At 64.4% G+C, this 14,857-nt stretch carries 8 protein-coding genes; 3 read left to right on the top strand and 5 right to left on the bottom strand.

Annotated features, from left to right (window positions below):
- The first annotated feature begins 2 nt into the window (after positions 1 to 2).
- Positions 3 to 3,005: a glycosyl hydrolase family 28-related protein gene (locus J0A91_RS16615; RefSeq protein ID WP_206364917.1), complete on the top strand. Its 3,003-nt coding sequence runs from the start codon at positions 3 to 5 to the stop codon at positions 3,003 to 3,005.
- A 10-nt stretch (positions 3,006 to 3,015) separates the two neighbouring features.
- Here J0A91_RS16615 and J0A91_RS16610 read toward each other — a convergent pair whose 3' ends face one another.
- Entirely contained in the window at positions 3,016 to 5,091 is a 2,076-nt protein-coding gene (locus J0A91_RS16610) for an alpha-L-arabinofuranosidase C-terminal domain-containing protein (RefSeq protein ID WP_240502049.1), read from the bottom strand.
- A gap of 68 nt (positions 5,092 to 5,159) precedes the next feature.
- A complete protein-coding gene (locus J0A91_RS16605; protein ID WP_083224735.1) occupies positions 5,160 to 8,156 on the bottom strand; it encodes a TonB-dependent receptor domain-containing protein in 2,997 nt (998 codons plus the stop codon).
- A gap of 469 nt (positions 8,157 to 8,625) precedes the next feature.
- On the opposite strand from J0A91_RS16605, the gene J0A91_RS16600 reads away from it, so the two are divergent.
- Together J0A91_RS16600 and J0A91_RS16595 are read left to right on the top strand one after the other, a co-directional pair.
- Complete coding sequence (locus J0A91_RS16600; protein WP_069205824.1) at positions 8,626 to 9,897, top strand: MFS transporter; 1,272 nt, start codon at positions 8,626 to 8,628, stop codon at positions 9,895 to 9,897.
- Positions 9,894 to 11,516 carry a glycoside hydrolase family 43 protein gene (locus J0A91_RS16595; protein ID WP_069205823.1) on the top strand — a complete coding sequence of 541 codons (1,623 nt, stop codon included), beginning with the start codon at positions 9,894 to 9,896 and terminating at the stop codon, positions 11,514 to 11,516. Before J0A91_RS16600 ends, J0A91_RS16595 begins: the two co-directional genes overlap by 4 nt.
- On the opposite strand, the gene J0A91_RS16590 is transcribed toward J0A91_RS16595, so the two are convergent.
- The 3 genes from J0A91_RS16590 to J0A91_RS16580 form a co-directional block, all read right to left on the bottom strand.
- A complete protein-coding gene (locus J0A91_RS16590) occupies positions 11,513 to 12,544 on the bottom strand; it encodes a LacI family DNA-binding transcriptional regulator (protein WP_069205822.1) in 1,032 nt (343 codons plus the stop codon). The genes J0A91_RS16595 and J0A91_RS16590 overlap by 4 nt on opposite strands.
- A gap of 109 nt (positions 12,545 to 12,653) precedes the next feature.
- Positions 12,654 to 13,106, bottom strand: a complete 453-nt coding sequence (locus tag J0A91_RS16585; RefSeq protein WP_069207420.1) for a MerR family transcriptional regulator — start codon at positions 13,104 to 13,106, stop codon at positions 12,654 to 12,656.
- Positions 13,107 to 13,197: 91 nt separating this feature from the next.
- Positions 13,198 to 14,856 (bottom strand): long-chain-fatty-acid--CoA ligase, encoded by a 1,659-nt coding sequence (locus J0A91_RS16580; protein WP_069205821.1) that lies wholly within the window; start codon positions 14,854 to 14,856, stop codon positions 13,198 to 13,200.
- Between the last annotated feature and the right edge of the window lies 1 nt (position 14,857).

Genomic DNA, 14,857 nt, shown 5'->3' with positions numbered 1-14,857 from the left:
GGATGACGATGAAGGCAGCGTTTCTGGTCGGCACGATATTGGCCGCAATGGCTCCCGCGGTTGCGGCGGCCCGTTCCACCTCGGTTTATCAATCACTTCCCGCCGATCCGCGCGCGGTGATCGTCAAGGGCGTGGGTGATGGTCGCGCCGACGATACCGCTGCGCTCCAGCAGGCGATCGACTCGGCGGCGGCACCGACCGGCAATGGCCTCGTCTTCGTGCCCGCCGGACGCTACCGGATCAGCCGCAGTATCCTGCTGCGCTCGGGCGTGCGCGTGTTCGGTGTCGGCAAGACCCGGCCCGTGATCGTGCTCGGCGACAACACGCCGGGGTTCGCCAGCGGCATCGGCGCGATGGTCGCCTTCACTGGCGAGGACCAGTTCCGTTCGGGGAAGCCAGCGGTGCCCCCGCGTACCACCGTGCCATTCGATCCGACCATCTTCGACGCGACCCAGACGACCTTCTATTCGGCGCTGTCGAACGTCGATTTCGAGATCGGAAATGGCAATGCCGGTGCGGTCGCAGTGCGCTTCCGCGTCGCGCAGCACGCCTATCTGCGCCATATCGACTTCCATCTCGGCTCGGGGTTCGCTGGTGTCTATCAGGTCGGCAACGCCTGTGAGGATCTCCATTTCTACGGCGGCCGCTACGGCATCGTCACCGAGAAGACCGCGCCGATGTGGCCGTTCACCTTGCTCGATTCGACCTTCGAGGGGCAGAGCGAAGCGGCGATCCGCGAGCATGAGGTCGGGCTGACCTTGGTCAACGTCGCGATCCGCGACACGCCGGTCGGGATCGAGATCGACCGCGGCTATTCGGATTTCCTGTGGGGCAAGAACCTCCGCTTCGAGAATATCACCAACGCGGGCGTGCTGATCTCCAACGAGAAGGACGTTCACACCAAGATCGGCTTTGACAATGCCGTCGCGCAGAATGTGCCGGTGTTTGCCCGCATGCGCGAGAGCAATACGGTCGTGGCGGGCGCCGGCGCGCGCTACCGCGTGCGCGATTTCTCTTACGGGCTGAAGCTCGCCGGCCTCGGGCAGATGGGCGCGTATGCCACCGATGCCGATATCGTCCCGCTCGCGCGCATGCCGGCGGCGCCGGCGCCGGCGATCCGCGCGATGCCGCCGGTCTCGGCCTGGGCGAACGCGCGCGATCTCGGCGCCAAGGGCGACGGCGAGGCTGACGATACCGCCGCACTCCAGCGCGCGATCGACACGCACCGCATCCTCTATCTGCCGGTCGGGCGCTACCGCCTTACCGATACGCTCAAGCTGCGGCCCGACAGCGTGCTGATCGCGCTGCATCCCGCGCGCACGCGGCTGTTCCTGCGCGACGACACGCCGGCCTTTGCCGGCGTCGGCAGCCCCAAGGCGCTGCTGGAGAGCGCGAAGGGTGGCGATGCGATCGTCTCTGGCCTTGGTTTGTGGGCCGGCAGCATCAATCCGCGCGCATCGGCTCTGGTGTGGAAGGCGGGCGCCGCCTCGATGGTCAATGACGTGCGGATCGAAGGCCCGGTGCTGCGCGACGGCACGATGCAGGCGAAGTTCGGCGATCCGCGCGTCCATCCCGACAGCCAGCAGGCGAGCATCTGGGTGACCGACGGTGGCGGCGGCACCTTCGCGGCGATCTGGTCGCCCAACACGCTCGCCTCGGCTGGCTTCCGCGTATCCGACACCACCACGCCCGGGCATGTCTACGAACTCTCCGCCGAGCATCATTACCGGCATGAGATCGTGCTGGAGAATGTCGCCAATTGGGAGTTCCTCGGCCCGCAGACCGAACAGGAGGTCCGCGACGGCGTCAACGCGGTCTCCACCGAGTTCCACAATTCCCGCAACATCCTGTTCGCCAATTACCATTCGTACCGCGTCACACGCACCGCCAAGCCGATGGACACCGCGATCCGGCTGTTCAACTCAGGGAACATCCGCTTCCGCAACGTTCAGGTGAACGCCGAGAGCGGCTTCGCGAGCTGCGACACCAAGGGTTGCGGGACATTCGCGCGGGCGAGCAAATATCCGTTCGACAATGCGATCACCGACGTGACTCGCCAGCAGCAGGTCCGCGAACGCGATTTTGCCAAGCTCGACGTGCCGCCGGCCCCCGCTGCCGCCGCTACGGCGAGCGCGGTGCCGGTGACGCAGGGCGTCGAGAAACTCGCCGACGGTTTCTATTCGATCGCGGGTGCGGCCACCGACGCGAAGGGCAAGCTCTACTTCGTCGACCGCTTCTTCAACCGTATCCACGGCTGGTCGCGAGAAGGCGGGCTGGAAACCATCGCCGATCTGCCGCTCGATCCGGTCAGCCTCGCGGTCGATCGTTCGGGCGACCTGATGGTGCTGTCCTCGGCGGGCCGCGACGGCACCGTCTACAGCATCGACCCCGCCAAGCCGGCGGCGGTGCGCGTGATCGCGCCGACCCCGGCCAGGCCGCATCCTTCCGCCACGACGTTGCTCCCCGGCAACGTCTGGGCGAACGGCGAGTTCGACGACCGCATCGACCCCAAGACCTATACCTATCCCACGCTGGCCGACTTCTTCACCATCAAGATGGGTGAGGCCAAGCCGCAGGAATATGTCTCGCCCGACGGCTCGCTGGTGCTGCCGGCGTTCCGCGTGTGGAACCAGGGGCCGGACGATCAGCAGGGCTGGCGCTGGTCCGATCCGCTCGACGCCTACGGCCTCGTCGGCGCCGCCCCGGGCGCACGTGTCACGCTGACCAACGCTTCGGAGAATCGCACCTACAGCGGTCTGGTCGGGGCAGGGGGCAGCGTCACCGACCTCAAGATCGTCGCGGATCGCGGTGGCGAGAGCGTCGCCCGCGGCGCGGACGGGACGCTCTACGTCGCCAACGGGCAGGTGTTCGTCTATGGCCCCGACGGCGCGCTGGTGCGCCGCATCGACGTGCCGGAACGCCCGCTGCAACTCGTGCTGGGCGGGCGCGAAGGCCGCACTTTGTTCATCCTAACCCATCACGCTTTGTACGCGACCGGGGTCTAACCCCGGTCGCTCAGCGAAGCGGCAGCTCGTAGATCACCGCCGAGGTCGCCGGCACGACCAGCCCGCGCGCCGCGCCGCTGACCTTGGCTTCGCGGATCGTCACGCCCGCGGGCGCACCGACCTTGTTCTCGGCGGTCAGCGCCTTGCCGCCCAGCAGCCAGCGCGTCCCGCCACCACGCAGCGTCGCGCCTGCGAGGGACAGAGCCAGCCGCTGCGGCTGATAGGTCGCGTTGACCACACCGACCCGCAACGTCTTGCCGTCTGGCGACAACCCGGCGATCACGTCGAGCGGATAGGTCGGGCTGCCCGCCACCACCTTGGGATGGGCATAGCCGACGTCATATTTCGGCTGCGGCTGGGGTGACGATCCGTCGACCGCGACCGGCACGGTCCCTGCGCCGAAATGCTCGCCGAACAGCTTGAACACCATGCCGGTCGCATTGAGCGTCGCGTCGGTCGGCGTGATGTCCATCGTCGAGACGCCGGTGGTGAACGCCGCCATCTTGAGGAAATCGGTGTGGCGCAGCATCTCCTGCAACACCGTTGCATAAGCGAGCGACGACTTCAGGTTCGGCGGCCCGGCCATATAGGCATATTCGTCGATCGACAGGAACACGCCCGAATCGCGCAGCTTGGGGAAGCGCTGCTGGTAGATCCCCCATTCGAGCGCCTCCATGCGGACATGGTTCGACGGCGAGCGCACGAATTCCATCAGCTCGTCGCCGCGCGGTGCGTTCGGTCGCTCCTCGGCGCGATCATACCAATGTTCGGTGATGCCCTCGAACGTGCCCCAGGATTTCTCAAACAACCCGCCGGTCCAGTCCTCCTCGGTGCCGAACTTGGGCTGGATGCTTTCCAGCGTGGAGTTCTGCTTCACGCCCTTGGGATGAAGCTGGTCAGGCATCGCGCCCGAGGCGATCAGCACGATCGACGGATCGCGCGCGCGCATCAGCCGCGCGAACTCGTTGTGCTTGATCGTGTAATAATCGAGCGAGGTCTTGCCGATCTGCCACCAGCCGAACGGCTCGTTGCCGATGTTCCACCATTTCACGCGGTACGGCTCGGGATGGCCGTTCGCCACGCGCTTGGCGCCCCAGTCGGTGCTCGCCGCGCCGTTGAGATACTCGACCTCCTCGGCGGCGGAATTGGCATCGCCCAATCCCGCGTTGACGGTAACATAGGGTTCGACGCCGATGATCCGACACAGCTCCATCCACTCGTCCATGCCGAGATCGTTGGTCTGCATCGCGCTCCACGCATGGTCGAACATCGGCGGACGTTTGTCGCGGGGGCCAAGCGCCTCGTGCCAGTCCCAGTCGGACAGGAAATTGCCGCCTGGCAGCCGCCAGAAGCCAGAGTTGAGCGACTTGGCGATCGCGGTCGTGTCGGCGCGCCAGCCGTTGATATTGTCCGCCGGCATCAGCGAAACCGCACCGACGCGGAAACGTCCCGTGCCGGTGCCGGTGATCTCCAGCCGCGCATCCTTGCTTTCGGCGCCGGGGGTGAAAGCGAAATCGGCCTGCTGCCAGGCGGCGGCAGGCGCGGGCAGGGCGATGCTCTGCCGATCCTCGGGGCGTGGACCCCAGACCAGCGATACCGTTACCGCAGCACCGGCGTCGCCGCTGATCCAAAGATGTCCGCTGTACCGCTTGCCGCGCGCGACGCCGAGGCCGGCCTGGCCCAGCCCGCGCGGACCCGCGCCGCCAAGCGTGACGCTCGCGCTCTGCGTGCCGACATAGGGGTTGGCCGTATCCATCGTCACGGCATCGTCGCCGCCGATCGGCCGCCATTTGCGATAGCTCACGCCGGGCTTGCCCTCGGCGTTGAGCGGCGGCGGCGTGTCGCGCGATGCGGGCACAACGGGATAGTAAAATTTACGATCGTCGATCAGTTCGGCCCAGAGCGTCCGATTGACGAGTCCGCCGATCGGCTCGATGAACATGCCATATTCGTGCGGACTGACCGGGGTCGAGCGCTGCGTCGCGTCGATCCGTACCGTCACGCCGTTGGACACGGCCGGCGCGGCAGCGACCGGCGCTCCCATCATCAGCGCGGCAATCGAAACGGTCGCAAGCATCGCTTTCATGGTCGTCATCCCGTCCAGGCAAAAAAAAGGGGCGCGGCATGATGCCGCGCCCCGTCGAGGGGGGAGGGTTACAGCTTGAAGCGAACGCCGGCGCGATATGTCCGGCCGAGCTGATCGTAGAGCGTCGGGTTGTTGAAGATCGTCGAATCCGCCGGATCGACATCGAACATATTGTCGATCTTGGCATAAGCGGTGATGTTCTTGGTCAGATTGTAGCTGCCGCCGACATCCATGTAGAACCGACCGGGATAGAAGTTGTTGTCGATGGTCGGATGGTTGTTGTCCGAAACCGGGCAAGATCCCGCCTGGCAGACAATATACTTGTTGCCGAAGGTGCCGTCGCTGAACCAGCGCTCCTGCAACATCAAGGAGAACGAGTCGTTGTCGTAGCTCTGGATCGCCAGCCACTTCCAGCTCGGCGTATTGCCGGTGTTGTCACCGGCCGAATCGACCGGAACGTTGCCCGGCAGGCCGGTATCGGTCACGAACTTCATGACGTGCGTGGCGAGGGCGCGCACGGTGAAGTTGCCCGGCAAGCCCAGCGGCCGCTGCCAGCGATAGCTCGCCTCGATATCGAAGCCTTCGGTGTCATATGAGGCAAGGTTGAACGCCTGCGCGTTGATGAAGTACGGGCCGGTCGGATCGCTCAGGTTGGTGGCGCTGCAGGTCGAGAGCACGAGCTTCTGGAAGCATAGCTGGATGATGTCGTTCGCGCCGAGGCTCGAGATCACATGTTCGATCTTGAGCTTGTACCAGTCGAACGACACGCTGAGGCCAGGCAGCCACTTCGGATTGGAGAGTGTGATGCCTGCGGTGGTGTTGCGCGCGATTTCGGGCTTCAGCGCGGTGTTGCCGATCGCGTTCTGGACGGCCACCACGGTCTCGCCGGTGAACGGATTTAACGTGCCGGGCAGCGTCTGTGTGACCGGAGCCGCGAACAATTCCGAGAGGTTCGGTGCGCGCACGTCGCGCGACGTGACCGCACGGATGCGAACGCCGTCGATCGGGAGCGCCCAGGTGCCGCCGATCTTCCACGCCCAGACCGTGCCCGAGGTGCTGTAATCGGTAATACGCGCCGCCCCGTTCAGATTGGCATGGCCGAGCGCATCCGAATTGAGGATCGGCAAATTGGCCTCGAAGAAGCCTTCCTTGACGCTGTAGGCACCGTGGCCGTTCTTATAGGTGCCCGCATACCAGTTGCCATTGCCGCTAGTGTTCAGGAGCGGATCGGCCGGATAAGCGCTGTTGTACGGTGTATTGGCGGAGCCGGCGCCATAAGGATCGGCCGTCACCTTGTAGAATTCGTGACGGAATTCACCACCGAACGCGATCGACAGCGGGCCGGCCCACAAATCGAGCGGCGCGCCCGAGAAGTTGATGCTCAACACGTCCTGCGTCTGGCGCGTGCGCTGATACGGCCCGTTGTCGGGCATGACGTAGCTCAGCGACTGTGCCGAAGGGTTGCCGCCGAAGATGTTGAGCGGCTGGCAGCCGCTCGCCCGGGCCACCGGGTCGCGGCAGACGATCTGGCCGCCGACCGAGATCGCGTCGATCGCGTTGTTGAAGCGACCGTTGAGCAGGATGTTGTTCACGTCGACGTTGGTGTAGTTCGTGCCGTGTTCACCGTAGATGTCGTAGGACCATTCGGTGCCTGCGACTGGCACGCGGCCCTTGGCGCCGGCGACGAAGCGATACTGGCGACGATTGGTGTAAACGCGCGTGTTGCCAAGCGCGGCGTTGCTGGTGCCGAACTGAAAGGTTCTAGGCGCGTTAGGGTCTGCACCAGGGGCAAGCGGCGCGTTGTTGCAAGCCTGCGTGATCGATCCTGGCAAGAACGCGTTGTCGCACCGGATCGTGAGACCCGGCTTGTTCATGCCGTTGACGGGCTGGTTGTTGGTCTTCACCTGACCGACGTTCACGGTGAAATACAGCTCATTGTCGGGCGCGATGTCGAACCCGACACGGCTATAGCCGCCGACGCGCTGGAGCGCGGATTGCAGCGAGCGGCCGACGTCGATATTGCCCGACAGATCGCCGCCGACGCAGGAGCCGCCAAAGCAGCCTGCGACGCCGCCGCCGGTCGCCCGCGTCGGCACGCCGTTCGATCCGTACTGGAACTGGAATGGCCTGCCCGACTGGTCGAACGCGGTGCCCTGAAGCGGGCCGCCGGTGATGAGGCCGTATTTGGTGTACGTGTTTGACTGCGTGTAGTTGCGGATGAGGTATTGCGGCGACCCATCGTTGAGGATGTTGCGGTTGATCATCGAGGTCTGATGGAACCACGTGCGGCCGCCGGCCATCTTCAGCCCGAAATCACCGCCATCGACGCCTTCGTCATGCGCGTATTCGCCGCTGGCGACGACATGCAGACGTCCGTCGAAGAAGCTTTGGCCGACCGCCAACTGCGCCAGAACCTGCTTGTTGTCGCCGTAAGTGGTGATGCCGCCCTGAAGGTTGCCCTTGATGCCGGTGAAGCGCGTATCGGTGATGAAGTTGACCACGCCGCCGACCGCGTCCGACCCGTAGGAAGCCGAAGCACCACCGTTGACGACATCGACGCGCTGGACCAGCAACTGCGGGAACAGGCTGACGTCAGGAACGCCGGTCACGTTCGCGCCGACGACGCGCTGGCCGTCGAGCAGGGTCAGCGTGCGGATCGCGCCCACGCCGCGCAGCGAGAACGAGCTGAGACCCTGCTGGCCGCTCGACGTGCTGAACGTGTTGACCTGCGTGCCGGTCGAACCTTGCAGCGACGGCAACTGCGCGATCGTGTTGAAGATGTTGGGCTGCGCGTTCTGCGCGATGTCCTGCGCGCTGATCATCGTCGTCGGCGTCGGCGCGGTGAAGCCGCGCGTCGCGATGCGCGAGCCGGTGACGACGATGTCGCGTGCGGCGGCATCGGTCTGGGCGGGGGCCTGCGGTTCAAGTGTCGCAGGAGCTTCAGCGGCAGGTTGCGCCGGTGCTTGTGCCTGCGCGAACGCCGGCAATGGCAAACAGGCGACGACAGCCGCCAACGATGCGCCGCGCAAAAGGGACGAGCGGCAATCCAGAGCTTTCAACGTCATGTATATCTCCCCTGGCCTGTAAGGCGTTGTTTCTTGATATTTCCCCGAACGCGACACCGTGCCCGGAACAGTTGATGATCGTGCATCGTGCGGAAGGAACCGCGTGGCGGAACGCGCATCGCAGGCGACTCGCCATCAGGCGGCCGCGGTTACTTCGCGGGAAGTGCCACCATGATGCGATGCTGCAATGCTGAAGGATTGTGTTTCAGGTTTTCTCTCCCCTTTTCGTAGCCATTACTCGTCTCATGTGCCGTTGAACCGAGCATCATGACCCCGTCGTGCGCTTTGCTTTTGTGCATCGCACAATGTTTACGTTAACATCTTCGAATTAGTCCTACCAGCGATGCTTGTCAAGACGATGTGACCTCGGCTAGTGCAGGCGTGAGGATGGCATGATGTCCGGGACGATCGAAATGACCGTGTCGGGAGCCGTCTTTACCTCTTGCCGCTTGCCTGATCGGGCGGGGCCATGTTTACGTTAACGGAGTTGCCCTTGCGTTCCGCCCGCATTCCCAAGCTGCGCTGGACGATCATCGCGTTGTTCGTCGGCGCGATGATCCTCAATTACCTCGCGCGCTCCGTGCTCGGTGTCGCCGCGCCGGTGATTCTCGCGGAACAGCATATCAGCACCCAGCAATATAGCTGGATCACTGGTGCGTTTCAGATCGGTGTCATGCTTCAGCCGCTGGCCGGATATCTGCTCGACGGTGCCGGCCTGCGAATCGGCTTTTTCGTGTGCGCGGCGGCCTGGTCGCTGGTGACGATGGCACATGTCTTCGCGAGCGGCTGGCTTGGCTTCGCCGCGCTACGCGGACTGCTCGGGCTGGCCGAAGGGTCGGCGCAGCCGGCGGGGCAGAAATTGGTCGCGGAATGGTTTCCGGCGCGCGAACGCGGTGCGGCCGGTGGCATCTACAATATCGGCGCATCGTTCGGCGCGGTATTGGCGCCGCCGCTCGTCGCGTGGGCGGTGATGACCCAGAGCTGGCGGCTCGCCTTCGTCGTCGCCGGCGCGCTGGGTCTGGTCTGGTCGCTGGCGTGGCTTGCCTGGTACAATACGCCGCAGCGCCATCGCCGTCTGAGCGAAGCGGAGCGCGCGCATATCGCCGCCGGGCAGGAAACGCGGCTGTCGGCGGATGCGGGGCGGCCGTCGATCCTGTCGCTGCTTCGCCGACGGGATCTGTGGGGCATCGCTCTGCCGCGGCTACTGGCCGATCCGGTGTGGGGCATGCTGTCATTCTGGATGCCGCTGTATCTCGTGCGGGTGCGTGGTTTCGATCTCACCCAGATCGCGCTGTTCGCGTGGCTGCCGTTCCTCGCCGCCGATCTCGGCTGTCTGTTCGGGCCAGCGGTCGCGGCGTTCCTCCAGCGGCGGGGCGTATCGCTCATCAATGCGCGGCGCGGGGCGTTCACGCTCGGCGCGGTCATGATGACCGGCATGGCGTTGGTCGGCACCGTCGTCAGCCCTTATGCGGCGATCGCGCTGCTGTGTCTGGGCGGCTTCGCCCACCAGACCCTCTCTGTTACCGTTATCACGATGGCCTCCGATCTGTTTCGTCGCAACGAAGTGGCAACCGCCGCCGGACTTGCCGGGCTGGCCGGAAACCTCGGGGTACTCGTCTTCTCTCTGTTGCTCGGCGGCATGGTCGATCTGGTCGGTTACGAACCGTTCTTCATCCTGCTGGGCGTGATGGATTTAATAGGAGCAATATTGTTGTGGACCTTGGTGCGTAAGCCCGCATGACCCGCCTTCAAAACCCCATTCTGCGCGGTTTCAACCCCGATCCGTCGATCGTGCGCGTGGGTGACGACATCTACATCGCCACCTCGACGTTCGAATGGTATCCGGGCGTGCAGATCCATCACAGCCGCGATCTGGTCAACTGGCGCCTCGCGTCGCGCCCGCTCAGCCGCGCCTCCCAACTCGACATGCGCGGCGATCCCGATTCGTGCGGCGTCTGGGCGCCCGATCTGAGCTACGCCGACGGCAAATTCTGGTTAATTTACAGTGATGTAAAGCGATACGGCCAGACCACGGTGAACGGCGCGTCCGGCGCTTCTCTGCGCGACTTTCACAACTTTGTCGTGACATGCGACCGCATCGATGGCGAATGGTCCGATCCGAGCTATCTCAACAGCAGCGGCTTCGATCCCGCGCTGTTCCACGATGATGACGGCCGGAGCTGGCTGCTCAACATGTTGTGGGACCATCGGCCGAACCGGGGCCGGTTCGCCGGCATCGTCATCCAGGAGTTCGATCGCGCGGCGCTGCGACTTGTGGGCGAGCCGAAGCTGATCTTCACCGGCACCGAGCGCGGCTTCACCGAGGGGCCGCATCTCTACAAGCGCGACGGCTGGTACCATCTCATGGTGGCGGAAGGCGGAACGGGCTGGGACCATGCCGTGGTCATGGCACGGTCGCGCTCAATCTTCGGGCCTTACGATGTCCATCCCGACGGCCCGGTGTTGACCGCTCAAGGGCGGCGGGACGGTCCGATCACGCGCGCCGGGCACGGCGATCTTGTCGATCTTGCTGATGGCACGACGTGGTTGACGTATCTTTGCGGGCGTCCGCTACCGGGCCGGGAGCGGTGCGTGCTTGGGCGCGAAACCGCAATCCAGGCGGTGCGCTGGGACGAAGATGGTTGGCTGCGCACGATCAAGGGCGATGCCGAACCCGAGGTCGCGCCGCTGGCGCCGAATCTGCCGCGTGCGCCTTGGCCGCGGCGGGTCTGGGACGGTCGCTTCGATCGGTCGGATCTGCCTGAAGAATTTCAATGGTTGCGCACACCCGATCCCGCCGAACTGTTCAGCCTCACCGCGCGGCCCGGGCGGCTTCGCCTGTTCGGGCGCGAGACGGTGGGCAGTTACTTCCGGCAGGCGCTGGTCGCGCGGCGGCAGGAGCATTTCGATTACACCGTAACGACACGGATGGAGTTCGCGCCGACCAATTTTCAGCAGGCGGCGGGCCTGATTTGCTATTACAACTCCACCAAGTTCCACTATCTCAACGTTACGGTGGACGCAGGTGTGCGCCAACTCCAAGTGATGTCGGCGCATCCTGAAATCGGGTGCGAGACGGCGGTGGTCGTGGCGGCTCTACCCGATGGAGCAATAGAATTGCGCGCAACGGTCGTGCAGGACGCGCTGCACTTCGCCTGGCGCGTGGACAGTGCGGAAGATTGGCAAACAGTGCCGATCACTTTTGACGCGAGCATTCTGTGTGACGAGGTCACGGCGCCCGGCTTGCCCAATTTCACCGGGACGTTCGTTGGCATGGCGTGCCAGGATCTGTCCGGCACGGCGATGGCCGCAGATTTCGAATGGTTCCGGTATGTGGGGAAGGATGCGGCGCCGGTCTAGGCGGGGTGGGCGGTGGATGCGCGCTTGACGATGTCATGATCGAGCACGCGCTCACCGCGGCGACGTGTTTTGCGGTTGCTGCCGGCCGCTTCGGACGCCACGACCGCAAGCGCTTCGGCGGCGAGTTGGTGCAGCGGCTGGCGTACGGTCGTTAGCGGCGGCCAGAGCGTCACCGCGGCGGTGGTGTCGTCGAACCCCACCACGGTGAGCTCGCGCGGCACGTCGAGTTGCCGGCGGTGCGCGACCGATACGATCGCTGCTGCCATGTCATCGTTGCTTGCGAAGATCGCGGTCGGCGGCGACGGGCCGTCGAGCAGTTGCTCACCCGCGATCAGCCCTGACGCGTAGCTGAAATCGCCCTGCGCTACCTTCACCTCGACGTTTGTCGCGTCGCGCACGGCGTCGTAGAAGCCTGCCATGCGCTCAGCGCTTGCCGCCTGATCGGGGTTGCCGAGGACGAAACCCAGCCTACGGTGGCCGAGTTCGAGCAGATATTGCGTCATCTCGCACGCGGCACGGCGATCGTCGATGCGGACGCAGGTCGCGTCGGGCACATTGTACGCGCCGACGGCGGCGATCGGCCGGCCGAGGCCGCGCAGGACGTTCAGCACGATCGGCGCCTCGCCGAGCGGCGGAGCGAGGATAATGCCAGACAGCCCCGATTCGGCGAGCTTCTCCAGCGCGGGGCGGGCCGGTGGGGCGCCACCTTCCCCTTTCAGAAGGATCAGGCGTGCTCCGCGGGTCGATGCTTCCTCGAAGATGCCGGTCAGGAATTCGCTCATGAAAGCGGCGCTGGGATTGGAGTATACGATGCCGACGCGCAACTCGGCCGAGGTGACGAGGCTCCGCGCTGCCGTGTTCGGCGTGTAGGATAGCGCCTCGATCGCGCTTTCCACCGCCTCGCGTGTTTCGGGGCGAACTCCGTCTCGGTTGTTGATGACCCGCGACACGGTCATCGCGGAAACCCCCGCCCGCGCCGCAACGTCGATGATCGTGGCGCTCCGCGCCGGACGATCGGGTTTGTCCACGCGGCCTCCCGGATTTGATGTCGTGTCTTCGTACAACATAGCAACGATTTGGCAACGTGCGTGCCACGTCGCCGCCTTCCTCTTACTCACAGGTGGTAGGCTGCGGGTATCAGCGCGGGGAGGGGCGTCTCTGTATCGTTCTGCCCGGCCCGGCCTGCCCAATCCGTGCCGTCGCTTCCTGCTCGATCTGCCGCAATTCCCGAATCGTATCGACCAGCGCGACCTGCTGCTTTTCGAGATCGGCCAAGCGTTCGCGTACACGTTCGGCAAGGCGCGCCATCTGTTCAACGTGATCGGGATCGGCATCGTACAGGTCGAGAAACTCGACGATCTCCCGAATGGAAAATCCCAGCCGTTTACCGCGCAGAATGAGTTGCATCCGACCGATGTCGCGCCGGGTGTACACACGGGTGTTGCCGACACGTTCGGGATCGATCAGACCTTTGCCTTCGTAGAAGCGCAACGTCCGCTGAGTCACGCCGAGCTGTTCGGCGACTTCCTGGATGCCCTTGCGGACGCCGTCGGCAGGGGCCTTGCGGACGAGCGACCTTACGTTCTCCAGATTCTCCGACGTATTCACCTGCTACTCCACCCGCGCGTCATCCCCTGTTGACGAACAGGAAGGTACGATCTGGTCAAGAAATTTTCCAAAATCACGCGTGCTTGGCCTTTTCTTCCGCAACCAGCTCCTTCTTTGAGAGCTTGCCGATCATCGTTTTGGGCAGGCTGTCGCGGAACTCATATTCCTTGGGAAGTTCGATCTTGTTGAGCCGGGCTTCCAGAAAGTGTCGGAGTTCCGCAACGTCGAGATGCTGACCTTCGTGCAGCGCCACGAACAACTTTGGCGATTGACCACGATACGCGTCGGGGATGGCGATGGCGATCGCCTCCTTCACCGCAGGATGCTGGTAAGCAGCGTCCTCGATCATGCGTGGATAGACGTTGTAGCCGCCGCACAGGATCACGTCCTTTATTCGATCAACCAGGAACAGATACCCATCAGCGTCGAGATAGCCGATATCGCCGGTGCGCAGCGCGCCATCGACGAAGACAGCCTCGGTATCGGCTGGCTTACCCCAATAGCCTTTCATGATCTGCGGCCCGCGTGCGCAGACCTCACCGCGTTCGCCGGTCGGCATCAAGTGATCGGGCGCAACGGGGTCGCGGATTTCGAGAACCGTCGCCGGAAAGCGCGGACCGCAGCTATCGGCCTTGATTAAACCGTCAAGTGGATTGCACGCGATGATCGGCGAGGCTTCGGAAAGCCCATAGCCTTCGACAACACGCGCGCCGGTGCGCCGCTCAAAGGTGTCACGGATTTCATGCGGGAGCGGCGCGCCGCCAGAGATGCAGGCGCGCACCTTCGACAGATCGGGCACTTGCGCGTCGGGCAGCGCGTTGACCGCCGCGTAGATGGTCGGCACGCCAAAGAACTGGGTGGGCGGCTTACGCTTCATCGTGCGCAGCATCTGAGTCATGTTGAAGCGTGGCAATAACACCATCTCCGCGCCGATCTCGATCGAGAAATTGAGCACGGTGGTCAGCGCGAAGACGTGGAACATCGGCAATACGCCAAGCGTGCGTTCCTGATGCGGCGGCATTCCGCCGACATGAAGCAGCATCTGCGCACTGTTGGCGGTGAGGTTGGCGTGGGTAAGCATCGCTCCCTTGGGTACGCCGGTGGTGCCGCCGGTATATTGCAGCACGGCCACGTCGTCTGGCTGTCGCGCGACAGAGGTTGGCGCGGCGCGGTTTGCCAGCAAGGTGCGAAGCGGCAGGTTAAGCTGCCGATCTGCGATATGGGCGTGATCCTTGCGCTTGAGAAAGGTGAACCCGAGCGCCTGTATTGTCGGCAGCATATCGGCCATGCCGCACACCACGATCCGCTCGATCGTCGTGCCCTTCGCAACCTTTTCGACCTTGTCGTGGATTGCGCCGATATCCGGCACCGCGATCATCCGCGTGCCCGAATCGCGGATCTGATGATCGAGTTCCTGCTCGGTATAGAGCGGGTTGAACTGCACCACGATCGCGCCGACCTTGAGCGCCGCGAAATACAGCACGACGAAATAGGGGCAATTGGGCAGGCAGAGGCCGAAGCGGTCGCCCGGCTTCAGCCCCTGATCCTGTAATCCCCGCGCCGCCTGCGCGACTAAAGTACCGATCGCCCCGTAGGTCCACGTTCGCCCGAGGAAGTCGATCGCGGTCCGCTCGGGCCAGGTCGCCACCGCATGATCGAGCAGGTCGGTGATGAGGCGCGGACGGATGACGGGGTCTTCCGCAGCGATGGGCAACGAGGCGAGCGCTTGCATC

Origin of the sequence: Sphingomonas panacis (assembly GCF_001717955.1) — a bacterium.
GTDB lineage: Bacteria > Pseudomonadota > Alphaproteobacteria > Sphingomonadales > Sphingomonadaceae > Sphingomonas > Sphingomonas panacis.
The sequence above is the reverse complement of the archived record's forward strand: the minus strand, read 5'-3'. Positions and strand labels throughout refer to the sequence as shown.

Coding starts and splice junctions, on each gene's coding strand:
- J0A91_RS16615 (WP_206364917.1), top strand. CDS start 3: ATGACGATGAAGGCAGCGTTTCTGGTCGGCACGATATTGGCCGCAATG.
- J0A91_RS16610 (WP_240502049.1), bottom strand. CDS start 5,091: ATGAAAGCGATGCTTGCGACCGTTTCGATTGCCGCGCTGATGATGGGA.
- J0A91_RS16605 (WP_083224735.1), bottom strand. CDS start 8,156: ATGACGTTGAAAGCTCTGGATTGCCGCTCGTCCCTTTTGCGCGGCGCA.
- J0A91_RS16600 (WP_069205824.1), top strand. CDS start 8,626: ATGTTTACGTTAACGGAGTTGCCCTTGCGTTCCGCCCGCATTCCCAAG.
- J0A91_RS16595 (WP_069205823.1), top strand. CDS start 9,894: ATGACCCGCCTTCAAAACCCCATTCTGCGCGGTTTCAACCCCGATCCG.
- J0A91_RS16580 (WP_069205821.1), bottom strand. CDS start 14,856: ATGCAAGCGCTCGCCTCGTTGCCCATCGCTGCGGAAGACCCCGTCATC.